This window comes from Chryseobacterium gossypii (assembly GCF_041361455.1).
GTDB classification, from domain to species: Bacteria; Bacteroidota; Bacteroidia; order Flavobacteriales; family Weeksellaceae; genus Chryseobacterium; species Chryseobacterium gossypii.
In genome coordinates this window covers 254,965-273,020 of sequence record NZ_JBGCUR010000001.1, presented here as the reverse complement: position 1 = coordinate 273,020, position 18,056 = coordinate 254,965, and the positions used below count along the sequence as shown (strand labels likewise).

19 protein-coding genes and 3 tRNA genes are annotated in these 18,056 nt (G+C 37.9%); 12 read left to right on the top strand and 10 right to left on the bottom strand.

What is annotated here, in order from left to right; translation table 11 throughout:
* Positions 1-5 precede the first annotated feature (5 nt).
* The gene (locus tag ABMQ40_RS01370) at positions 6-1,484 is read left to right on the top strand and encodes a lipopolysaccharide biosynthesis protein (RefSeq protein WP_370895746.1); all 1,479 of its coding nucleotides are present in this window, start codon (positions 6-8) and stop codon (positions 1,482-1,484) included.
* Here ABMQ40_RS01370 and ABMQ40_RS01365 read toward each other — a convergent pair.
* From ABMQ40_RS01365 to ABMQ40_RS01350, 4 genes are all read right to left on the bottom strand, one after another.
* Entirely contained in the window at positions 1,477-2,577 is a 1,101-nt protein-coding gene (locus ABMQ40_RS01365) for a glycosyltransferase family protein (protein WP_370895744.1), read from the bottom strand. The two genes, ABMQ40_RS01370 and ABMQ40_RS01365, sit on opposite strands and share 8 nt — an antisense overlap.
* On the bottom strand, positions 2,562-3,416 hold the full coding sequence (locus ABMQ40_RS01360; RefSeq protein WP_370895742.1) for a glycosyltransferase family 2 protein: 855 nt from the start codon (positions 3,414-3,416) through the stop codon (positions 2,562-2,564). The genes ABMQ40_RS01365 and ABMQ40_RS01360 overlap by 16 nt, the downstream gene beginning before the upstream one ends.
* A gap of 74 nt (positions 3,417-3,490) precedes the next feature.
* A complete protein-coding gene (gene aspA / locus ABMQ40_RS01355; RefSeq protein WP_370895740.1) occupies positions 3,491-4,891 on the bottom strand; it encodes an aspartate ammonia-lyase in 1,401 nt (466 codons plus the stop codon).
* A gap of 70 nt (positions 4,892-4,961) precedes the next feature.
* A complete protein-coding gene (locus ABMQ40_RS01350) occupies positions 4,962-5,987 on the bottom strand; it encodes an N-acetylmuramoyl-L-alanine amidase (protein WP_370895738.1) in 1,026 nt (341 codons plus the stop codon).
* A 136-nt stretch (positions 5,988-6,123) separates the two neighbouring features.
* Here ABMQ40_RS01350 and ABMQ40_RS01345 point away from each other — a divergent pair.
* The 5 genes from ABMQ40_RS01345 (at position 6,124) to ABMQ40_RS01325 (ending at position 8,299) form a co-directional block, all read left to right on the top strand.
* Positions 6,124-6,208, top strand: a tRNA-Ser gene (locus ABMQ40_RS01345).
* 14 nt (positions 6,209-6,222) lie between these two features.
* A tRNA-Pro gene (locus tag ABMQ40_RS01340) sits at positions 6,223-6,297 on the top strand.
* 49 nt (positions 6,298-6,346) lie between these two features.
* Positions 6,347-6,420 (top strand) — tRNA-Arg (locus ABMQ40_RS01335).
* 691 nt (positions 6,421-7,111) lie between these two features.
* Positions 7,112-7,378: a hypothetical protein gene (locus ABMQ40_RS01330; protein ID WP_370895736.1), complete on the top strand. Its 267-nt coding sequence runs from the start codon at positions 7,112-7,114 to the stop codon at positions 7,376-7,378.
* A gap of 96 nt (positions 7,379-7,474) precedes the next feature.
* Positions 7,475-8,299 (top strand): GLPGLI family protein, encoded by an 825-nt coding sequence (locus tag ABMQ40_RS01325; RefSeq protein ID WP_370895734.1) that lies wholly within the window; start codon positions 7,475-7,477, stop codon positions 8,297-8,299.
* Positions 8,300-8,871: 572 nt separating this feature from the next.
* Here ABMQ40_RS01325 and ABMQ40_RS01320 read toward each other — a convergent pair.
* Positions 8,872-9,171 carry a hypothetical protein gene (locus ABMQ40_RS01320; protein ID WP_370895732.1) on the bottom strand — a complete coding sequence of 100 codons (300 nt, stop codon included), beginning with the start codon at positions 9,169-9,171 and terminating at the stop codon, positions 8,872-8,874.
* Between the two features lie 113 nt (positions 9,172-9,284).
* Positions 9,285-9,560 carry a hypothetical protein gene (locus tag ABMQ40_RS01315; protein WP_370895730.1) on the bottom strand — a complete coding sequence of 92 codons (276 nt, stop codon included), beginning with the start codon at positions 9,558-9,560 and terminating at the stop codon, positions 9,285-9,287.
* Between the two features lie 824 nt (positions 9,561-10,384).
* Here ABMQ40_RS01315 and ABMQ40_RS01310 point away from each other — a divergent pair.
* Complete coding sequence (locus ABMQ40_RS01310; RefSeq protein WP_370895728.1) at positions 10,385-10,618, top strand: hypothetical protein; 234 nt, start codon at positions 10,385-10,387, stop codon at positions 10,616-10,618.
* A 50-nt stretch (positions 10,619-10,668) separates the two neighbouring features.
* On the opposite strand, the gene ABMQ40_RS01305 is transcribed toward ABMQ40_RS01310, so the two are convergent.
* Positions 10,669-11,280 carry a DUF4142 domain-containing protein gene (locus tag ABMQ40_RS01305; RefSeq protein ID WP_370895726.1) on the bottom strand — a complete coding sequence of 204 codons (612 nt, stop codon included), beginning with the start codon at positions 11,278-11,280 and terminating at the stop codon, positions 10,669-10,671.
* 251 nt (positions 11,281-11,531) lie between these two features.
* Here ABMQ40_RS01305 and ABMQ40_RS01300 point away from each other — a divergent pair, with 251 nt between their 5' ends.
* Genes ABMQ40_RS01300 through ABMQ40_RS01290 form a run of 3 tightly spaced genes read left to right on the top strand, consistent with a single transcriptional unit; the run spans position 11,532 to position 13,545 of the window.
* The gene (locus ABMQ40_RS01300; RefSeq protein ID WP_370895724.1) at positions 11,532-12,707 is read left to right on the top strand and encodes a thioredoxin family protein; all 1,176 of its coding nucleotides are present in this window, start codon (positions 11,532-11,534) and stop codon (positions 12,705-12,707) included.
* Between the two features lie 9 nt (positions 12,708-12,716).
* Positions 12,717-13,337: a DUF3575 domain-containing protein gene (locus tag ABMQ40_RS01295; protein WP_370895722.1), complete on the top strand. Its 621-nt coding sequence runs from the start codon at positions 12,717-12,719 to the stop codon at positions 13,335-13,337.
* 1 nt (position 13,338) lies between these two features.
* Positions 13,339-13,545, top strand: a complete 207-nt coding sequence (locus tag ABMQ40_RS01290) for a hypothetical protein (RefSeq protein ID WP_370895720.1) — start codon at positions 13,339-13,341, stop codon at positions 13,543-13,545.
* On the opposite strand, the gene ABMQ40_RS01285 is transcribed toward ABMQ40_RS01290, so the two are convergent.
* Positions 13,542-14,738, bottom strand: a complete 1,197-nt coding sequence (locus ABMQ40_RS01285; protein ID WP_370895718.1) for an exo-beta-N-acetylmuramidase NamZ family protein — start codon at positions 14,736-14,738, stop codon at positions 13,542-13,544. The two genes, ABMQ40_RS01290 and ABMQ40_RS01285, sit on opposite strands and share 4 nt — an antisense overlap.
* 4 nt (positions 14,739-14,742) lie before the next feature.
* Here ABMQ40_RS01285 and ABMQ40_RS01280 point away from each other — a divergent pair, with 4 nt between their 5' ends.
* On the top strand, positions 14,743-15,972 hold the full coding sequence (locus ABMQ40_RS01280) for an ABC transporter permease (RefSeq protein WP_370895716.1): 1,230 nt from the start codon (positions 14,743-14,745) through the stop codon (positions 15,970-15,972).
* A 118-nt stretch (positions 15,973-16,090) separates the two neighbouring features.
* The gene (locus tag ABMQ40_RS01275; protein ID WP_370895714.1) at positions 16,091-17,074 is read left to right on the top strand and encodes a PLP-dependent cysteine synthase family protein; all 984 of its coding nucleotides are present in this window, start codon (positions 16,091-16,093) and stop codon (positions 17,072-17,074) included.
* 84 nt (positions 17,075-17,158) lie between these two features.
* Here ABMQ40_RS01275 and ABMQ40_RS01270 read toward each other — a convergent pair whose 3' ends face one another.
* Both ABMQ40_RS01270 and ABMQ40_RS01265 read right to left on the bottom strand, forming a co-directional pair.
* On the bottom strand, positions 17,159-17,653 hold the full coding sequence (locus ABMQ40_RS01270) for a hypothetical protein (protein ID WP_370895712.1): 495 nt from the start codon (positions 17,651-17,653) through the stop codon (positions 17,159-17,161).
* A gap of 94 nt (positions 17,654-17,747) precedes the next feature.
* On the bottom strand, positions 17,748-18,053 hold the full coding sequence (locus ABMQ40_RS01265; RefSeq protein ID WP_370895710.1) for a chaperone modulator CbpM: 306 nt from the start codon (positions 18,051-18,053) through the stop codon (positions 17,748-17,750).
* Positions 18,054-18,056 lie beyond the last annotated feature (3 nt).

Genomic DNA, 18,056 nt, shown 5'->3' with positions numbered 1-18,056 from the left:
TAATTATGAGTGTAGTAGCGAGACAAGGATTCAAATATTCCATTATTGGTTATATTGGCTTTTTGTTGGGCACCATTTCTGCGATTTTCATCTTTCCGAATGATTTTGAATTTTACGGAAAACTACGCTATATTCTTCCCAGTGCCGAATTTTTAGTTCCTTTTGTTGTGATGGGAATATCATATTCCAATGTGAAGTTCTTCCATAAAGTGGAAAAGGACGGCAAAGAGCAGAACATGCTTTCTTTATCATTACTTACGGTTTTTATCAATTTCATTGTTTTTTTGGTCATATTTTTCCTGCTTCCCCTTATTTACCCCAAGTTCAGGTATTCAGAAGCCTGGAAAGCCAAGGAAATCATTTTACCTCTGGTGCTTATTCTCTCTTTCTGTGCTGTTTTCAATAAATATACCTCCAACTATAAAAGAATTGTTGTTTCCAATATTTTTGACAATCTTTTTCCTAAAATAGCCAATCTCGGAGCATTTTGCCTGTTTTTTTATTTCGCATTATCCCAAAATGTTGCCTTTGCATTTTTTTTTGGGATGTTCGCCCTGATGCTTTTCGGGTATATCTATTATACAAACAGTCTGAAAAAGATCAGCCTCGATTTCAATACGGATTACTTCAGGAAAGATCATTTCTGGAAAGAATTTTTCAATTACAGTTTTTTCGGTTTTTTAGGAACATTCGGAAATTATCTGGCCATTAACAGCCTTATGATCGGTGAATTTATGGGCATGGAGGAGAACGGGATTTACGCGGTGCTTTATGCACTGATCTCATTGATTTCCATTCCTCAGCTGGGCCTATTCAATGTCTCTGCCCCCATCATCAGCAAAACTCTTGCAGAAGGAGATATGACAGAACTTGACCGCTTTCACAAGAAAACGTCATTAACCTTATATTTTTTAGGAGCTGTCCTGTTTTCGTGCATTATGGTAGGTTTTCCGTATTTAACACAATTCATGCCCAAGAACGGGGTACTGCTCCGGGAATACGAACCGGTAGTCTGGATCTGGGGCTCTGCCGTTCTGATAGACCTGGCCACCGGATTTAACGGGAATATCATTTCCCTGTCCAAATATTACCGGTTTAATATTATAGTAATGCTTTTACTGGCAGGGTTGACAGTGGGTCTGAATTTTTATTTCATCAAACATACGGACCTAAAGCTGATCGGAATCGCTTTATCTACCGCAATTTCCCTTACCATCTATAATATCACCAAAATTGTTTTCAATTATTTGATGTTTAAGGTCTCTCCTTTAACCATTGAGATGATCTTCGTATCCATTATCTGTACTTTGGCTATCACCGTGGCTATTGTTCTGCCCAATTTTACCAATAATTTTTTCAATTTGGTTTATAAGCCGGCCATCGTTTTACTGCTGATCTTCATCGGAAATTATTTTACAAAAATATTCCCCATAGAAGATTATCTGAACAGGGATTTCATTAAAAGCATCTTCAAATTCAAATAGGGATCATGCTATCCAATACCCGCTCAAGATTTTTGCGGACCTTTTCTCTGTTGTAGTTTTTATGGAAATCAAATTTCCGGCTTTTCAAGTCTTTCAGCTGTTCAATAACGTCTGCTTTTTCCGGAATAATAAAATCCGAATGTGAGGGGTAGCTTTCCGGAAAAACAGCTATTTTTCCATATTTGATGGCATCCCCAAGATTTCCGGTGATCTTTGTAACACCGTATATTTCCTTCTGACTGAAAAATTCAGTTTCCGGCCGGATCGGGCACCATAAAACATCCGCCGTCCGCATCCAGTAATCAAATTCCACAGAAGAAACCCTTTCCCGGAAGTATTTTATCCTGATATTCTCCGGCAGGTTTGCCGATATTTCTTCAAGTTGCTTCAGCTCGTCACCTTTTGCATTTCCAAGGAATACAAAAGTACAATTCTCCGAGGTTTCCATTCCCCGGATGGTTTTAAAGACATGCCGGTAGTCTCTTCTTTTCTGAGACACTCCTCCGGGAATAACAACGGTGAATCCTTCATGTCCGGGATCCTGGAAATCCCTGGTATAAAAAAGGGGTAAAAATCTGTATTTTTCCGATGACATCCTCTCATCCAAAACCAAAAGGTTCCCGGCTTTCTGATAAACTTTCGCAGCATAGAACAAGCCTTCTTTCCACCATAATTTAAGTCTGTAAATAATATCCTCCTTAAAAATATTCTTAATCAGTACAGATCTGGAAATATTGGAAAAATTAAGGTTATGGACAATAATGCCTGTATTATATTTATCCGCAATCGCATAAAACGTGTTGAAATAGCGATGTACTGTTCCGATGAGGATCAGATCGTACTTTTTATCTTTTAACTGGTCGACAATCATGGAGCTGTCTGATAAAAAAACATTTTCCTGTCCGGCCACTATCTGATTTCTGATTTTCTCGGAGAAATAATAATCTACAGTAAATTTTCCGGAACCCTGCATGACTTCCATAAAATTCTGTGCGATCTCGGCATGAGTATCTATTTCTATGTAGGCTATTGTTTTCAATTTCATCAAATCAGGAGGTTCACTGCCGGCGGAAGCTGTCATCTTCTCAGCCATTTCTTTTTAAAGGCCTTCCAGCGCCAGTCATTAATTATTTTCTGCTCTTCTTTTGAGATCTTCAGTTCCCGTTTTTCTGATCTGCATTTTTCGTAGGATCTGATGATCTGAAGAAAAAAAGAAACGGATCTGCTCTTCATCGCTTCTTTGGAAGCGGCAATATAGGCCAGGGCCCTGTGCAACCCTAAAAAATAAAAGTATCTTCCGTAATAGTCTGATTGTTTTACCGTATAATCTGCTCCTTTTACTTTAATGAGCTTTACATGCAGTTCCGGAATCACGATCTCTTTCCAGCCGAAATTTTCCAGCAGGATAGAATCGATATTATCCCAGCCCAGTGTTTCCCTGAGCCCCCCGATCTGTATAAAACATTCTTTCCGGTATGCTTTCATCGGGCCTCTTACATGGTGTTTGTTTGAATTGCCTTCGTACACCCAGCTTCCATTTTTTTCTATATACAATAATCCGCCTACCAGACCATATTCCGGATTTTCCAGAAAGGCTTTCTGAACTGTCTGCAGGTAATTTTCAGGAAGAATGATATCTGCATCGAATTTACATACTATATCAAATTCTTCGAGGTTTTGGGTTGACAAGCCATTTTTAAATGCATTGACAACTTTGGATCCTGGCTGATGCTCTGACTTCTGAAGATCAATGGTTTTGAAACGCGGGTCGGCCTGTACATATCTTTTGATAATTTCCGGCGTTCGATCCGTAGATCCGTCATTTACAACTACAATATTAAAGTTTTCAAAGCTTTGCTGCTGCAGGGAGTCTAAAGTAAATGCGAGATTCTCCTCTTCGTTATGGGCAGGAATTATGATTAAAAATCTCACGACAATCAAGGTTATAAAAAGATGTATGATAACCGGTCAATGATCAGCTATCATACATCGCTTATTTAATTATATTATTTGTTATGGGGTTTCAGCATGTTTGCAGGATCGAGGATCTCATCCAGCTTCTCCTGGGAAAGAACGCCTTTTTCCAGAACCAGATTATAGACGCTTTTTCCTGTTTCCAGAGATTCCTTGGCAATTTCGGTAGAATGCTTATATCCGATGTAAGGATTGAGGGCAGTCACAATTCCAATGCTGTGCTTTACCATCATCAGGCACACTTCTTTATTGGCCGTGATACCGACAACGCATTTTTCACGAAGGGTATCCAGAGCGTTGCAGAGGAAATTGATATTTTCCATAATGGCATGGGAAAGTACGGGTTCCATTACGTTAAGCTGTAATTGCCCTGCTTCTGCAGCAAAAGTCACGGTAAGATCATTCCCGATCACTTTAAAGCAAACCTGGTTCACCACTTCAGGGATTACCGGGTTTACCTTTCCGGGCATGATTGATGAGCCTGGCTGCATCGGTGGCAGATTAATTTCAAAAAGCCCGGCTCTCGGCCCTGAAGACAGCAGTCTTAAATCATTACAGATCTTCGATAATTTCACGGCAAGACGCTTCATAGCGGATGAGTAGATCACATAGGATCCTGTATCCGGTGTAGCTTCTACGAGATCCGGAGCCGAAACAATCGGAAATCCTGTAATCTGGGCCAGATTTTTGGCGCAAAGGGCGGCATAACCTACCGGAGCGTTCAATCCTGTTCCGATGGCAGTTGCCCCCATATTCACTTCTACGAAAAGGTTGGCATTATTATTCAGTTTTGATATGTCTTCCTCCAGGTTGGCGGCAAAAGCCTCAAATTCCTGTCCCAAAGTCATTGGGACGGCATCCTGAAGCTGAGTTCTCCCCATTTTGATGATCCCCTGAAATTCTTTTCCTTTTTCACGGAAAGCGTCAACGATTTTCTGAAGCTTGTCTACCAGGGTTATATTCATTTGTAGAAGCCCCAGCTTGATTGCAGTAGGATAAGCGTCGTTGGTAGATTGGGAAAGGTTGACATGATCATTAGGCGAACAAAATTCATACTGCCCTTTGTTTTTTCCTAATTTTTCCAAAACCCTGTTGGCAATCACCTCATTCGCATTCATGTTGATAGAGGTACCCGCCCCACCCTGAATCATATCTACCGGAAACTGATCGTGAAGCTGACCATCGATAATTTCGTCGCAGGTTTCCGCTATTTTAAAATATAAATTTTCATCAAGCAGGCCCAATTCATAATTGGTTTTGGCGGCCGCCTTTTTCACAAAGGCCAATCCTCTGATGAATTCAGGATAGGAAGAAAGCAACTGTCCTGAAATTTTAAAGTTGTTGATAGCTCTCTGTGTCTGAACTCCATAATAAGCATTAACAGGCACATCCAGCTCTCCAAGTAGATCACTTTCTTTTCTGAAATCTTCCATTACAGATATTTTAAAGTTTTAATCGTTAAATATAGCAAAAACGCATCTAATCGACGCGTTTTGCTGTATATTATTTCACAGGATATTTTTGGTTCAGGGCCTGTAATATCGCCCAGGTTTCAACATCCATGATCCCGTCATAATTCTGAGGACGGAAATGGTACTGGAAAGCCTCTATGGTTTTCTTTGTGGCATCATCCCATTTTCCGCTCGGTTCGATCCCGTATCCAAATTTTTGTAATTGAGTCTGGACCAGGAATATAAACGACGGCTCGTTATATTTAACGGTAAAATCCGCAGAGGAAGATTCATAAAAACTTTGTTTTGTTGCCTCATCATACCACATTCCTATCTGGTATTCATCATAAAGCTTTTTCCATGGGAACATCGGCCCAGGATCCTGTTTTCTGGTCGGGGCAATATCTGAATGAGCCAGAACATTTGTTGCAGGTATCTGATATCTGGTAACAATATCTTTGGCCAGAGCCGCCACCTTCCTGATCTGATCATCGCTGAAAGGTGCAAACACCCTTTTTCCCACAGAGTCTGTGGTATATCCGGTATTTACAATTTCTATACCTATAGAGGTATCATTCAGGTTTTTATCGGCTCTCCAGGAGCTTACTCCGGCATGATAGGAACGCTTATTCTCATCCACAAGCTGATATATTTCATTATCTCCGGTATTGTTTACCAGATAGTGGGCACTTACGGCCTGCTGGGTGAGAACGGTAATAGATTTATCCTCCGGTAATGCGGTGTAATGCAATATCAGATATCTTTGTCTGAAGTTTTGGGCAATGGCCGGAAAATAGGTTTTTACTACCTTATATCCTGTAGGTTTTGCAGAAACTATGGATCCATAGCTTACCGTGTTATCATTTTTGGTGGGATCTGCAATATTGGTAGTAAAAAATTCTATGCCCCGATCATTAACGATTTGTGGTTTTTGTTTTTCCTGAGGCTGGGTTTTGGTTACGGTTTTTTGCTGTGTTACCGGGGTTTTTGGCCTATAATAGGTTTTTTTCACATTTTGTTGGGAAGTACATGAAAAAACCATAGCGCTTAATCCGATGATATATAATGTTTTACGCATTGGTTTAATTTTTAATCGTTTATATAGCTCAAAAATACACAAATTTTTCTTGAAAAATATTTGGTAAATAAAGAAATCTGCTCTATATTTGCACTCGCAATAACGGAACAGCGATCATAAAAAAATCAAGATAAAAGGAGGGTTGCCGGAGTGGTTAACGGAGCAGTTTGCTAAACTGTCGACGCGAAAGTGTCGCAAGGGTTCGAATCCCTTACCCTCCGCTTCACAATATATTCGGGGCGTAGCGTAGTCCGGTCATCGCGCCTGGTTTGGGACCAGGAGGTCGCAGGTTCGAATCCTGCCGCCCCGACTTTTTTAACGCGCTTATTACTAACTTAAGCGAGAATCATAATTTTTAAGGGTGCGTAGCTCAGCTGGATAGAGCATCTGCCTTCTAAGCAGACGGTCAAAGGTTCGAATCCTTTCGCGCTCACTACCTGAAATCAAGTCTTTACAGCAATGTAGAGACTTTTTTATTTTAATCAGGTCAGGTCTAGGGTCAGGTATTTTAGTAAGTAGGTTATAAAATCGATAAATTTCTCACTAAATCCTTTTTCAAGAATATAAAGTGCTAATAACGTTAAAATTATATGAAAGAAAGGTCTTAAAAAACGAGTTGAAAAAGATTTATCAGGTGTGTTGTTTACATCTATCTTTTTGAGTTTGTTAGCCTCCTTTATAACAGTTACAATATGTTTAGTTAGTTTTAGTGACATTTAAATCTGGTCTTATTTCTGGTAATATTTCATCTCTAAAAATATTTTCACAAAACTGCTTTAGTTCCTCAAAGTCAGGAGTTCCATCGGGATTTTTGTTTCTCAATTTCTATTCAAAAAAAAAACTTTTGAAGACAAGAAATAAATAAAATTAGATTTCACATTCTGGATAAAACCAGAGTTCTCACAATATAGCTCCTTTAAATCAATAACTATAAAAGTATTTTTTCTATAAATAGTCCCACATTGTGACAATATTTCATTTTAACATGAAATATAATAATAAATTATATTCTTTTATTTAATATGTAACTTGCATTGAACAAGTTGTTTAACATAATAAAATTTTTCTCACCGAATTGATTTATACTTGTATATTAGTTACTCAATTTAAAATTTATTGCAATCATGAAAAAAATATTATTTATTGCTATGGTTGGTATAGCAGGTTTAGTAAGTGCTAAAGGAAATGTGGAAAAAAAGGTAAATTCTAAAGGAAAAGAAATTACAGTTGTAAAGAAAGCAAAGAAAAAATTACAAAGACAATGTATAACTGTAGCTGTAACTTGTACTACTGCATATACTTGTCAGGATTGGAGTGCTGACCAATGGCTGAACTGGGCATCTCAGATTCAAAGCAATTATTGTATGATTGATAGCCCATTTACTCCTTAATTATACTTCTACTAAATTCAGAAGTTTAATTAATAATTAATAATCAAGGAACCGCTCGAGAATAGATTTTTGAGCGGTTCTTGTAATCAAAGAATTATGAACCTTAGAAAAAAAAGAATTTTAGCAATTATATTTATATTAAATTTTTTCTCGGTATCGTTTTCTCAAACTACTGCTGATGGTGATTCCTTACGAGGAGCATTTACATATTTAATGCAATACAAACCCAACACACTAAGTCCAGACTATGTTATTAAGGAACTTTATTCATTGCAAGTAAGTGATAAACGAGCTTTTTTTATTAGTGAAAATAAATTGAAATTCGATTCAGCTTTTACAGCGCAATATAAAAAGAATAGTTCTACTCTTGATTTGAGAAGCATGCCTGTTTCAAGGTCTAACTTTCTAATCATCCAAACAAATAACAACTCACAATTTTACGAGGCAATAGGAATGGCTATGCTTTCATATAATAGCCCTATAATTGGTAACTGGAAGCTTGTTGATGAAACTAAAGTAATTAATTCTTTTACTTGTAAAAAAGCAGAGGTACGTTATAAAGGAAGAGAATGGACTGCTTGGTACTCAACAGAAATACCTTTTCCTTACGGTCCCTACAAATTTAGCGGTCTGCCAGGTTTAATTGTGAAAATAACCGATAAAACTGGGGATTATGATTTTGAATTGGTAAAATCAGTCCCAAGTAATAAGTTAAAGGGAAAAATTATAACAATAAATAAAGCAAGATATCAGAATGCTAAGTTAGTTACAAAAGAGGAATTTACTAAAGCGAGGACTAATTTCAGAGAAAATGCTAAATACGAACTGGAAAGCATGGGTACTGTATTTTCCGATGGACAAAACAAACAGAAAATAAATGAAACAGATAAAAAAGGATATAATCCTATCGAATTAGAGTAGTGAGAAGGTAGAAATTTAGCCATAAAATTCAATCTTCTCTTGTTTTTAATAAGTCGCTGCAAATCAGTATTTTAATATGTAAAATAACGAATGTATGTCATTACATATATAGAGAAATGAAAATTCCCTCAAAAAATGGAGGGAATTTCTCTTGTTTAAAACCTCGTATAAGGTCTATGCCTGCCTTTCGATTTATAAAGAATTTTGCTCGGTTACAGTGACTTTATAGTTTGGAATAGTCTGAATTTCTTTAAAATATTTGTCATACCTACGATTTAAAGGAATCATTTTTACAAAGTCTTTCATTTCACCCGTGGCTAACTCATCAAATCGTTTTTCCAAAGTATCTCCCAAGGATTCACCAATTAATTCTTTGAGATGAGGATTGATAAAGTAATTGATAGTGAACAGTCCTATTTCATTACAGTTTAAGCCAATCTTACAAAATGGGGTTATAAAATCCTCACATCTAAAGCAGTTTCCTAAGTTTGGAGTTTCAGTATGATTGCACTCGATTCTGGTTCTTAAATCCTCAACCTCTAAAAAGTCTTGAATTTCGATTGAAAAACTCTTTAAGTTATCATAACACTGTTTTGTGGTTTGGTTGATTTTTGAGTCTCTAAAGTGGCAAATTTGACAAGCTTTGAATTATGGTAGTTCTCTTCAAAAAAATAAGCAAACAATTCTGGATTCAAATCAGATATTTCTTTCTTTGTTTCCAGAAACACAAAAACTACAAGTTTCTCAATATATTTACCCGTTGAAAATCCACATTGTGCAAGTGCTGTTTGGTTTTCCAGAATTTGGGTACAAGTTGGATAAACTCTGTTACTGGTTACATTTCCCTTTTTATCAATCCCGTTCCAAGCCAAAAAATCTAATACAACCTTTTGAACAGTATTATCACTATTGTTATTGCTCAGTTTTTGGCAGCCAGTATCTTTTTTAATGTAGCTTCCATCGGGTTGCTCCGTGTAATATTGGTCTACATCAACTTTTTCACCTTGAAAAGAGGGTGATTTATCCTCTGGGGAACTGAACGGGTCAACATCACTATTTTGATTGCTGGACTGTTACCAGATTGGTTGTAGTTTCTGTTTTCAGAAGGTTGTGCAGGTTGGTAAACATCTTCAAACTTTGGTGTTTCCAGATTTTCAACCTTTTCCAAAGACTTTTCTAACTTTTGCCCAATTTTACTCTGTTTATTGGCTTTCAAGATTTCATTAGCCATTTTAACACTTTCACTCTGGGTTTCTTTCATTCCAATTACGGGGTCTATTCCAGAGGGTGACTGATTATAAAATCCTGTTGTGTTTGAGCTTTAACAAGGGCTGTAAAGGTAATAATAACTTTTTCATGTTGTTTGACTTTAATCTCCTACACTTTGCATTATTGTTTGCATTCTGGAGGATTCCATAAAGGTTGTACCTGCCTGCTTATAAATGTATCGTTTGCCACATGCTTCTATTGAATAGGTAGCACTTCCAAGCCCTTTAACCTTATCAATAACTTTAATGTTTTCAACTGGGCAACCTTGCTCAACCGATACGGTTTTGATTAGTTTACTTTCGGTTGCCCCTGTTGTTCCTCTGGAAATTGCACCTCATGAAGTGATAACGAATGTAGTTGTAACTGCAAGAAATAAATGTTTCATAGATTGAATTTTATTGTTCATAATTTTTGTAGTTATAAACAACAAAAAAGTGAGGCATTTATCCGTGTTAGTAATACAAGCTCGGCAAAGCTTTGACACATAATAGGAAAGCCCTCACCATTATATGGCAAGGAGCTAAACTGTTTGCATTTTGTGTCAAATTTGAATTTTGCCGATTCGTATTACAATTGCAAAAGTTTTTCTCTTTTTCGTTGAAGTAAGACACAAATATAAGCAATTATTCAATTCTATTTTTTTGTAAAATAACTTTTGTATTGTTTCAGAATGATGAAGCCAAATTTTACAAGACTATTTCCTGTACTATTTGCATATGTGAAGCTTAGTAAAACTTTTATATAAACTATATTTGTTAAATTTTACAGTAAAATTGTTAAAATTAATAATAGACTTCTCATTAAATTTAAATTTAGATGAAATTACTCTCTCCTTTAAGTCAGAAAATGTCTAAATTCCTAAAGGCTCCTTATAAGCCTTTAAAAAAGCAAATTTCATTCAAATTAATCCCAGTAGTAGCATGTTTACCTTTTATGGGTTTTATTTATTTAGTGTTTTATTTAGAAGAATTTGGAATAGCTTACGAAACTTTATATTTCAATGTTAATGATTGTATTGCAATCCTTTACGAAAAAGGAATAAGCATATAATAAAAAAACCTGCCATTATAGCAGGATTTTCAGTAATATTTTTTAGTATATTATTTTACGGCATCTTTCGCTTTTTTAGATTCCGCCAAATGATGCTCCAAAGTTGGGAGTGTCTGGCTCGCAAAAGATTTCAAAGACGCATCCGCTCCTTCAGCAGCCTGTTTTTTAAATTCCGCTATATCCTTCTCATGATCATTAACCATAAGGTCGGTATATGCACGATCAAATTCTGATCCTTTTTTTGCCTTAAGGTCATCATACTTTCTCTGTTTTTCAGCATCCAGACCTGTAGGCAATGTATAGCCTGCCGTAGATGCCCATTTCTTAAGTTCATCATTAGCTTTCCCATGATCTTTAACCATCATTTCCCCTAATGTCTTTACAGCCGCATTGCCGGCATTGCTGGCCGCAAGCTGTCCCATCATTACTTCCATCATGCCACCCTGTGCGGCAGCATCCGCAAATTTTTTGTCCTGGTTACTAAGAGAATCCTTAGTGCCGGCAGTATCCGACATTGTGGCAGAATTATTACCATTCATCGCAGAATCGGCAGGAGCAGCCATCGCAGAACTATCCGCAGACTGGTCAACCGCCGTAGTTTCATTTTTTTTGCAAGCCATCAGAGCAGCAACTGCCAGTAAGGCTAAGATTGAATTTTTCATATTATAAATATTAGTGGGTTAGGTAATTGCAATAAATAATCGCTACATCTAGTTGCAACAATTTATTTGCCAAAATGTTGACCGATCAATTCCTTATTCCTGATTCCGTATATAAACATTGAATGATATGATTTTTATAAAGGACGTCGCCGTGCTTTCATACATCATAAAAAATAATCAGAGATTTCAATAATATTCATAGATTTACGTTGAAAATAAGTATATTCGCTTTTTAATTTTACCTGGAAGAAATGAAGAAAATTATCTCTGGATTATTCCTGTTTATTACCCTTATTGCCTTTGGCCAGGAAGCTATAGAGTTTCAGAATCTACCGTTTAAAGATCTTATTGCGAAAGCAAAAAAAGAGAATAAAATTCTTTTTATCGATGCCTATACTTCATGGTGTGGCCCATGTAAAATGATGGAGAAAAATGTTTTCACCAAAAAATCCGTCGGAGATTATTTCAATTCCAGCTTCATCAATGCCAGATTTGATATGGAAAAAGGTGAGGGAAGGGAAATTGCCGCAAAATTCGGAGTCCGTTCCTATCCTACTTATTTATTTCTGAATGGAGACGGTGAACTGGTTTCCCAAAACTTCGGCTATATGGAGGAAAGCCTTTTTTTATCCATGGCGCAGGATGTAAATTCCCCCAACAATAAGAAAGGTTCATTAAGGGAACGTTTCGCCCAGGGTGAAAAGGATCCTGAATTTCTGATCAATATCATGAGGCTGAATTCCACCACAGATTTCGATTTCGCTAAAAAGGCTTCCGAAAGATATTTTGAAAACAAAAAACAGGATGAGGCACTTTCAAAAGATGATATCGGATTTTTGCTGTTTTTTCTGAAATCTACCGAAGACCCGAATTATAAAGTATTTGTCGCAAGAAAAGCGGATATCATCCAACATCTGCCTGCGGAAACCTATAAACAATTTGATGACCAGCTGAAACTGGCCAAGATAGTTGAACAGTCTATAGATGATAAGACTAAAAAGATCAATGACGATTATTTCCTGAAAACGGCTGAGCCTCTGGTAGGAAAACAGGAAGCACTGACCAAACTCAACCAGACCAAGCTAAGTTATTACGAACAGAATGCCAATTTCCCGGAATACGAGAAGGCAGCTCTGGAATATTATAAAAATTCAGATTCCTTTGAACCTAATGAATTACTAAAGGCGGCATGGATATTTTCCGAACATATCAAGACTGCTTCTTCATTAAAAAAAGCGGTGGAATGGGCGGAAAAATCCGTAATGAGGGGTGAAACCTCAGAAAACACCTATATTCTGGCCAAACTTTATTTCCTGACAGGAAATAACGAAATGGCTAAAACCTATGCGGAAATGTCTAAAAAAATGGCCATCCAGTCCGGCAAAGACTCTGCACTTTCCGAAGATCTACTTAATCAAATTCAATAAATAACACAAATGTTTAAACTTAAATTTATTACGGGGTGTATGGCCCTGTTTTTATTAGGGAGCTTAAAAGCCCAGGAGCAGGAAGAAAAAAAATTATATCTGAAAGGTAATGCTCTGTTCGTTCCTATCGGGGTCTTGAATGTAGGTGCGGAATACCAGCTAAGCAAAAAGTACACATTACAGGGAGATCTTTTCATCTCACCATGGAAATCATTTGCAGGCCACGAGTTTCAATATTACTCCATATCTCTGGAAGGCAGATATTATTTCGAGGAAGCCTTTAAGCATTGGTATGTAGGGGCGAATATTGCTACCTCAGCTTTTGTCCTGCAAAAATGGAACTACTGGAATGACAGGCTTTTTATCAACGACAATAATGAAGTCTTTATAAATTCAAACTTATATCAGAAAGGGTATTCTGTAATCTTTGGGGTAACGGCAGGTTATCAATTTCAGCTATCCGATCGCTGGAATATGGATGTTTACGCTACAGTGGGATCGTCCCAGGATTTTTATAAGGGATATGACCGCACAACGGGTAAACGCTATGATACGGCCAACGGGATGAACAGAAGCGGAGAAATTTTACCCTACAGAGGCGGTATAATGATTTCCTACAAATTAAAATAACATGAAGTTATTCGGAAGAAGCCATATTATTATTTCCATAGCAACTTTTGTGATTCTTTTCCTGATGAATTATCTTGGAAACGATTTGCCTGACCGGCTGTCAAGAGCTTTGATGACCGCTTTTGCCGGTGTTATCGGATTATCGGTGGGATTATTTATTTTGAATAAAGGTAAAAATGACAATCGCCCGCCCCAGGATTTTGATTAATCCGGGTAAACGACATATCTGGCCCTTATTTTCCTGAAACTTTCCAATCCCGGTTGCCACGAGGCTTTAATTTCCGGGATTGATTTACCCGCAATGATCTGCTTTCTCAGCTCATCGGTTCCTGCCAGCGTATCAAACCACAGATTTTTGAGGAAAAAACCCTGTGCCGGATTTTTATAATGTTTATAGGCGTTGATTACCCATTCAAGGTTCAATTCCCGAAGATCTTCAGGATATCCGGACAGATTCTCTCCATAGCATAGCTTTCCGTTTAAGAACGGGTCTTTCGCTCCGGCATTGGGCTTCGGAGTGAACTGATATGGCAGATCCATCGTCCATGGAGATCCGTAAACCTGGAAAGGAAGGTCTGTTCCCCTGCCTACGGAAACCTGTGTTCCTTCAAAAAAGCAGAGGCTTGGATATAAATTGATCGATTTGTCATTGGGCAAGTTCGGGGAAGGTTTATCCGAAATCGGATAACGCTGCTTTTTATGATAGTTCTTCATGGGAATTAAAGTATAATGTGCCTGAACGCCGTTTCTGAGCCATTTTTCGCCATTGACCATCTTACCGTATTCCCCGATGGTCAATCCGTAAACCACAGGAACTTCATGCATGCCTACAAAGCTTGACCATTTTTTCTTTAAAACCGGCCCATCAATATAGCCATCATGCGGATTAGGTCTGTCCAGAACGATTACTCCGACATTGTTCTCTGCCGCGGCTTCCATCAGGTAGGTTAATGTGGAAATATAGGTATAAAACCTTACCCCCACATCTTGGATATCAAAGACAACAAGGTCAATGCCTTTAAGCTGTTCAGGCCTGGGCTTCTTATTATTCCCATACAGAGAAATAATGGGAATCCCGGTTTTTGCATCTAAACCGTTTTTTACGGTCTCTCCCGCATCGGCCTCCCCTCTGAAGCCATGCTCGGGTGCGAAGATAGCTTTTATGTTCACCTTATTCTTCACTAAAAAGTCTACCAGGTGCGTTCTGTCTTTCATAAGACCAGTCTGGTTGGTCACTATGCCGATTGTTTTATTTTTTAACAGGGGTAAATATAGCCCGGGCTGGTCCGCTCCTGTCATAAATTCAGTTTTATCTTGACTCTGAGAATAATATTGGTTGAATACTCCCAAAAAAATTAGGCAAATAAAAAGTAAATTTTTAATTTTGAAATCTAAATTCATAAGCTTGAACTTTCCTTTATATTTCTCTAGAAAAATAGCGTTTTCCAAAGATAATAAAAATAACCTTTCAAGGGTTATCATCTTCATTGGCAGACTTTCCGTAGCCTTGGGGATTATTGTTTCGCTGATTACCGTTTCTACAGGTTTTGGTTCAAAAAAAGCAATTAAAGAAAGGCTGGCTGACTTCAGCGGGCATATTACGGTAAAGTCTACACGATCAAATTCATCTTATAATACTTCGGTTCTCGATAGCCAGGGCCTCAATGTTTCTAAAATAAAGGAGCTTCCGGATGTGGAAAGTGTTCAGAAGTATGCGATGGTTACGGGAATCATGCGTAATGAGCACAATTTTGCAGGGATCATTTTTAAAGGGATCGGAAAAGATTTTGACAGTCTGAGATTCAAAAAATTCCTTATCGCGGGCAAAACTCCCAGGGTAACGGAAGTGGGCTATAACAACGGGATCACTATTTCACAAAAAATCGCCAATGACCTTCATCTAAAGTTGAAAGACAGTATTGTCACCGTTTTCTCAAAAGCGGACCAAAAGCCTATCTACAGGAAATTTGAAGTGGTAGGAATCTATAAAACCGATATTAAAATGATTGATGATCAGTTTGTGATCGGCGGAATCAACCACGTAAGAAAAATCCAGGATATGAAACCTAATGAGGCAGGTGGTATTGATATTTTCCTGAAGAATGTAAATGATATTGACAAGGATTTCCCGGAAATAGAAAAGCTGATCGGCTATAAGAACTATGCTGAAAAAGCCACTGAAAAATATCCCCAGATCACTGACTGGATCAGTATTTTTGATACCAATATCGCCCTGATCATTATCATCATGCTGATCGTAGTGGTAATCAACATTATCATGGTTCTTCTGATTCTTATCATTGAAAGAACGAACTCCATCGGCCTGCTCAAAACATTGGGCGCCAGCAATTCCCAGATAAGGGCTACATTTATCAATTATACGCTGATCATCATGATTCCCGGGCTTTTATACGGAAATGTTATTGGCCTCGGATTAATCCTGCTGCAAAAGTTCTTCGGCATTATCAAACTTAATCCTGAAAATTATTATGTGAGCACAGTGCCGGTAGACCTGAATCCTGTGGCGATTATATCGATCTCTTTGGGTATCCTCATTATTTCTGCCCTGGCCCTGATCGTTCCGAGCTATCTGATCAGTAAAATTTCCCCTGTAAAAGCAATTAAATACAATTAATCCGGAAACGGGCAACAATGGATTTGCATACTTGTGAGCACTCACAGGCATGCCTTAACCTGACCTTAATCCACTTTTTAATTTAAAGCCGTATCTTTGCATCACTATAAAACGATTTATGAAATACGCAAAAAATATTCTTGAAACTATAGGAAATACGCCATTGGTAAAACTTAATAAAGTTCTGGGAGAAGATTTTCCGGCGCTGGTTCTGGCAAAAGTGGAGACATTCAATCCCGGAAATTCAGTAAAAGACAGAATGGCTCTGAAAATGATAGAGGATGCTGAAAAGGACGGAAGACTAAAGCCAGGCGGCACCATCATTGAAGGAACCTCCGGAAATACGGGAATGGGCCTGGCTTTGGCCGCGATCATCAAGGGATACAAATGTATTTTTGTAACCAACTCCAAACAGTCTAAAGAAAAATGTGATATCCTGCGTGCCGTAGGTGCGGAAGTAATAGTTTGCCCTACAGATGTAAAACCCACAGATCCCCGCTCCTATTATTCAGTTTCCAAAAGGCTGGCCAAGGAAACAGAAAACGGCTGGTATGTAAATCAATACGATAATTTATCTAACAGAGCCGCGCATTATGAATCTACCGCACCTGAGATCTGGGAACAGACCGAAGGAAAGCTTACTCACTTTGTCGTTGGAGCCGGCACGGGAGGCACCATTACGGGTTGCGGAACATTTTTTAAAGAGAAAAACCCTGATATTAAGGTAATCGGAGTGGATACCTACGGTTCTATTCTTAAGGAATTCCATGAAACAGGGGAACTTCATTACGATCATGCCTATACCTATATTACGGAGGGAATCGGCGAGGATATCATTCCTGAAAATTACGATATGTCTGTCATAGATCATTTTGAAAAGGTTACAGATAAGGATGGTGCGATCTATGCAAGAAAACTGGCTAAAGAAGAAGGGATTTTCTGCGGATATTCAGCAGGAAGCGCCATTGCCTCTCTGGTTCAGATGAAAGACCAGTTTGCAAAAGATGATATCATCGTAGTTCTGCTTCACGATCACGGCTCAAGATATGTGGGAAAGATCTACAATGATGACTGGATGAAAGAAATGGGCTGGTTAGATTAGAATCAGGCTTCTTATAAAATAAAAATCAGAGTAAATTACTCTGATTTTTTTATTCCTGTTTCACGTTTTCCTTAATTACTTTTGTCAGCAGACCGTATCTTTTTCACTCATCGATTTTTTGGGGAACATATAGCTGTATTTGCCTTCCAGGGAGATAAACCGATCATTGACATCAAAGTCCCGGAAGTCCTTCCATTCGCTGGTTTCTGTTTGCTTATCTATTGTAACCCTGAAAAAGGCATTATCAAACCGGATCTCGTACAGCCGGCAGTTTTCAAGTAGCTTCAGATACCCTGTCACCTGCTTTTTCCACCTTGATACTTTATTAACACTCACCGACAGAAAAATGGCACAAAGCAGCAATATGAAGCTTAGAAAGTATAAAATCCCAAAGCTGTCCCTGCTTAAATGATCTTTAAGAAGAAAAAACGCTAATAAGACAACAGCTGAAATTACGGTTATTATTGTCTTGCTTTTCGTTACAGGCGAGAAAAGTAAACTCCCCTGGTTTCCTCCAAAGTAGATTTCTTCAAAATCTGCTTTTTCGGGCTTTATTGTGATGACCTTTTCCTGATCCATAGATATTTAAGTGCTAAGAGCCTACAAAGCTAATTAAATAGTATGAATTAGAATAAATTATTTTTAAAGACAGGTCAATAACTATTCTCTGCTTCTAATTATAATCCTCATACTTATCACTCATTGCAGAAAGCTTATTCATGAGCTCACGGTTTTTCTGTTTCAGGTCCTCCATTTTTTTAAGCATGTCATGGATCACTTCCAGCCCCGGAAGATTGATTTCAAGATCATAATGCCAGTTGGCAAACCTTTCAAAAGCCGGCAGGTCTTCATACATCAGGTAACGTACATTATTTTCTGTCTGTACCTTCAGTAAACCATACTCTACCAGTTCATCGAAAAAAGTAATTTCTATATTATATATTTTTACGAGTTCCTCTCGTGATATTCTTTCGCTCATAGC

Bases quoted from the DNA above. Each gene is read 5' to 3' on its own strand.
- ABMQ40_RS01330 (WP_370895736.1), top strand. From the start codon at position 7,112: ATGAAAAAAATATTATTTATTGCTATGGTTGGTATAGCAGGTTTAGTA.
- ABMQ40_RS01285 (WP_370895718.1), bottom strand. From the start codon at position 14,738: ATGAATTTAGATTTCAAAATTAAAAATTTACTTTTTATTTGCCTAATT.
- ABMQ40_RS01350 (WP_370895738.1), bottom strand. From the start codon at position 5,987: ATGCGTAAAACATTATATATCATCGGATTAAGCGCTATGGTTTTTTCA.
- ABMQ40_RS01300 (WP_370895724.1), top strand. From the start codon at position 11,532: ATGAAGAAAATTATCTCTGGATTATTCCTGTTTATTACCCTTATTGCC.
- ABMQ40_RS01325 (WP_370895734.1), top strand. From the start codon at position 7,475: ATGAACCTTAGAAAAAAAAGAATTTTAGCAATTATATTTATATTAAAT.
- ABMQ40_RS01275 (WP_370895714.1), top strand. From the start codon at position 16,091: ATGAAATACGCAAAAAATATTCTTGAAACTATAGGAAATACGCCATTG.
- ABMQ40_RS01370 (WP_370895746.1), top strand. From the start codon at position 6: ATGAGTGTAGTAGCGAGACAAGGATTCAAATATTCCATTATTGGTTAT.
- ABMQ40_RS01290 (WP_370895720.1), top strand. From the start codon at position 13,339: ATGAAGTTATTCGGAAGAAGCCATATTATTATTTCCATAGCAACTTTT.
- ABMQ40_RS01305 (WP_370895726.1), bottom strand. From the start codon at position 11,280: ATGAAAAATTCAATCTTAGCCTTACTGGCAGTTGCTGCTCTGATGGCT.
- ABMQ40_RS01315 (WP_370895730.1), bottom strand. From the start codon at position 9,560: ATGAAAGAAACCCAGAGTGAAAGTGTTAAAATGGCTAATGAAATCTTG.
- ABMQ40_RS01295 (WP_370895722.1), top strand. From the start codon at position 12,717: ATGTTTAAACTTAAATTTATTACGGGGTGTATGGCCCTGTTTTTATTA.
- ABMQ40_RS01365 (WP_370895744.1), bottom strand. From the start codon at position 2,577: ATGGCTGAGAAGATGACAGCTTCCGCCGGCAGTGAACCTCCTGATTTG.
- ABMQ40_RS01270 (WP_370895712.1), bottom strand. From the start codon at position 17,653: ATGGATCAGGAAAAGGTCATCACAATAAAGCCCGAAAAAGCAGATTTT.
- ABMQ40_RS01310 (WP_370895728.1), top strand. From the start codon at position 10,385: ATGAAATTACTCTCTCCTTTAAGTCAGAAAATGTCTAAATTCCTAAAG.
- ABMQ40_RS01265 (WP_370895710.1), bottom strand. From the start codon at position 18,053: ATGAGCGAAAGAATATCACGAGAGGAACTCGTAAAAATATATAATATA.
- aspA (WP_370895740.1), bottom strand. From the start codon at position 4,891: ATGGAAGATTTCAGAAAAGAAAGTGATCTACTTGGAGAGCTGGATGTG.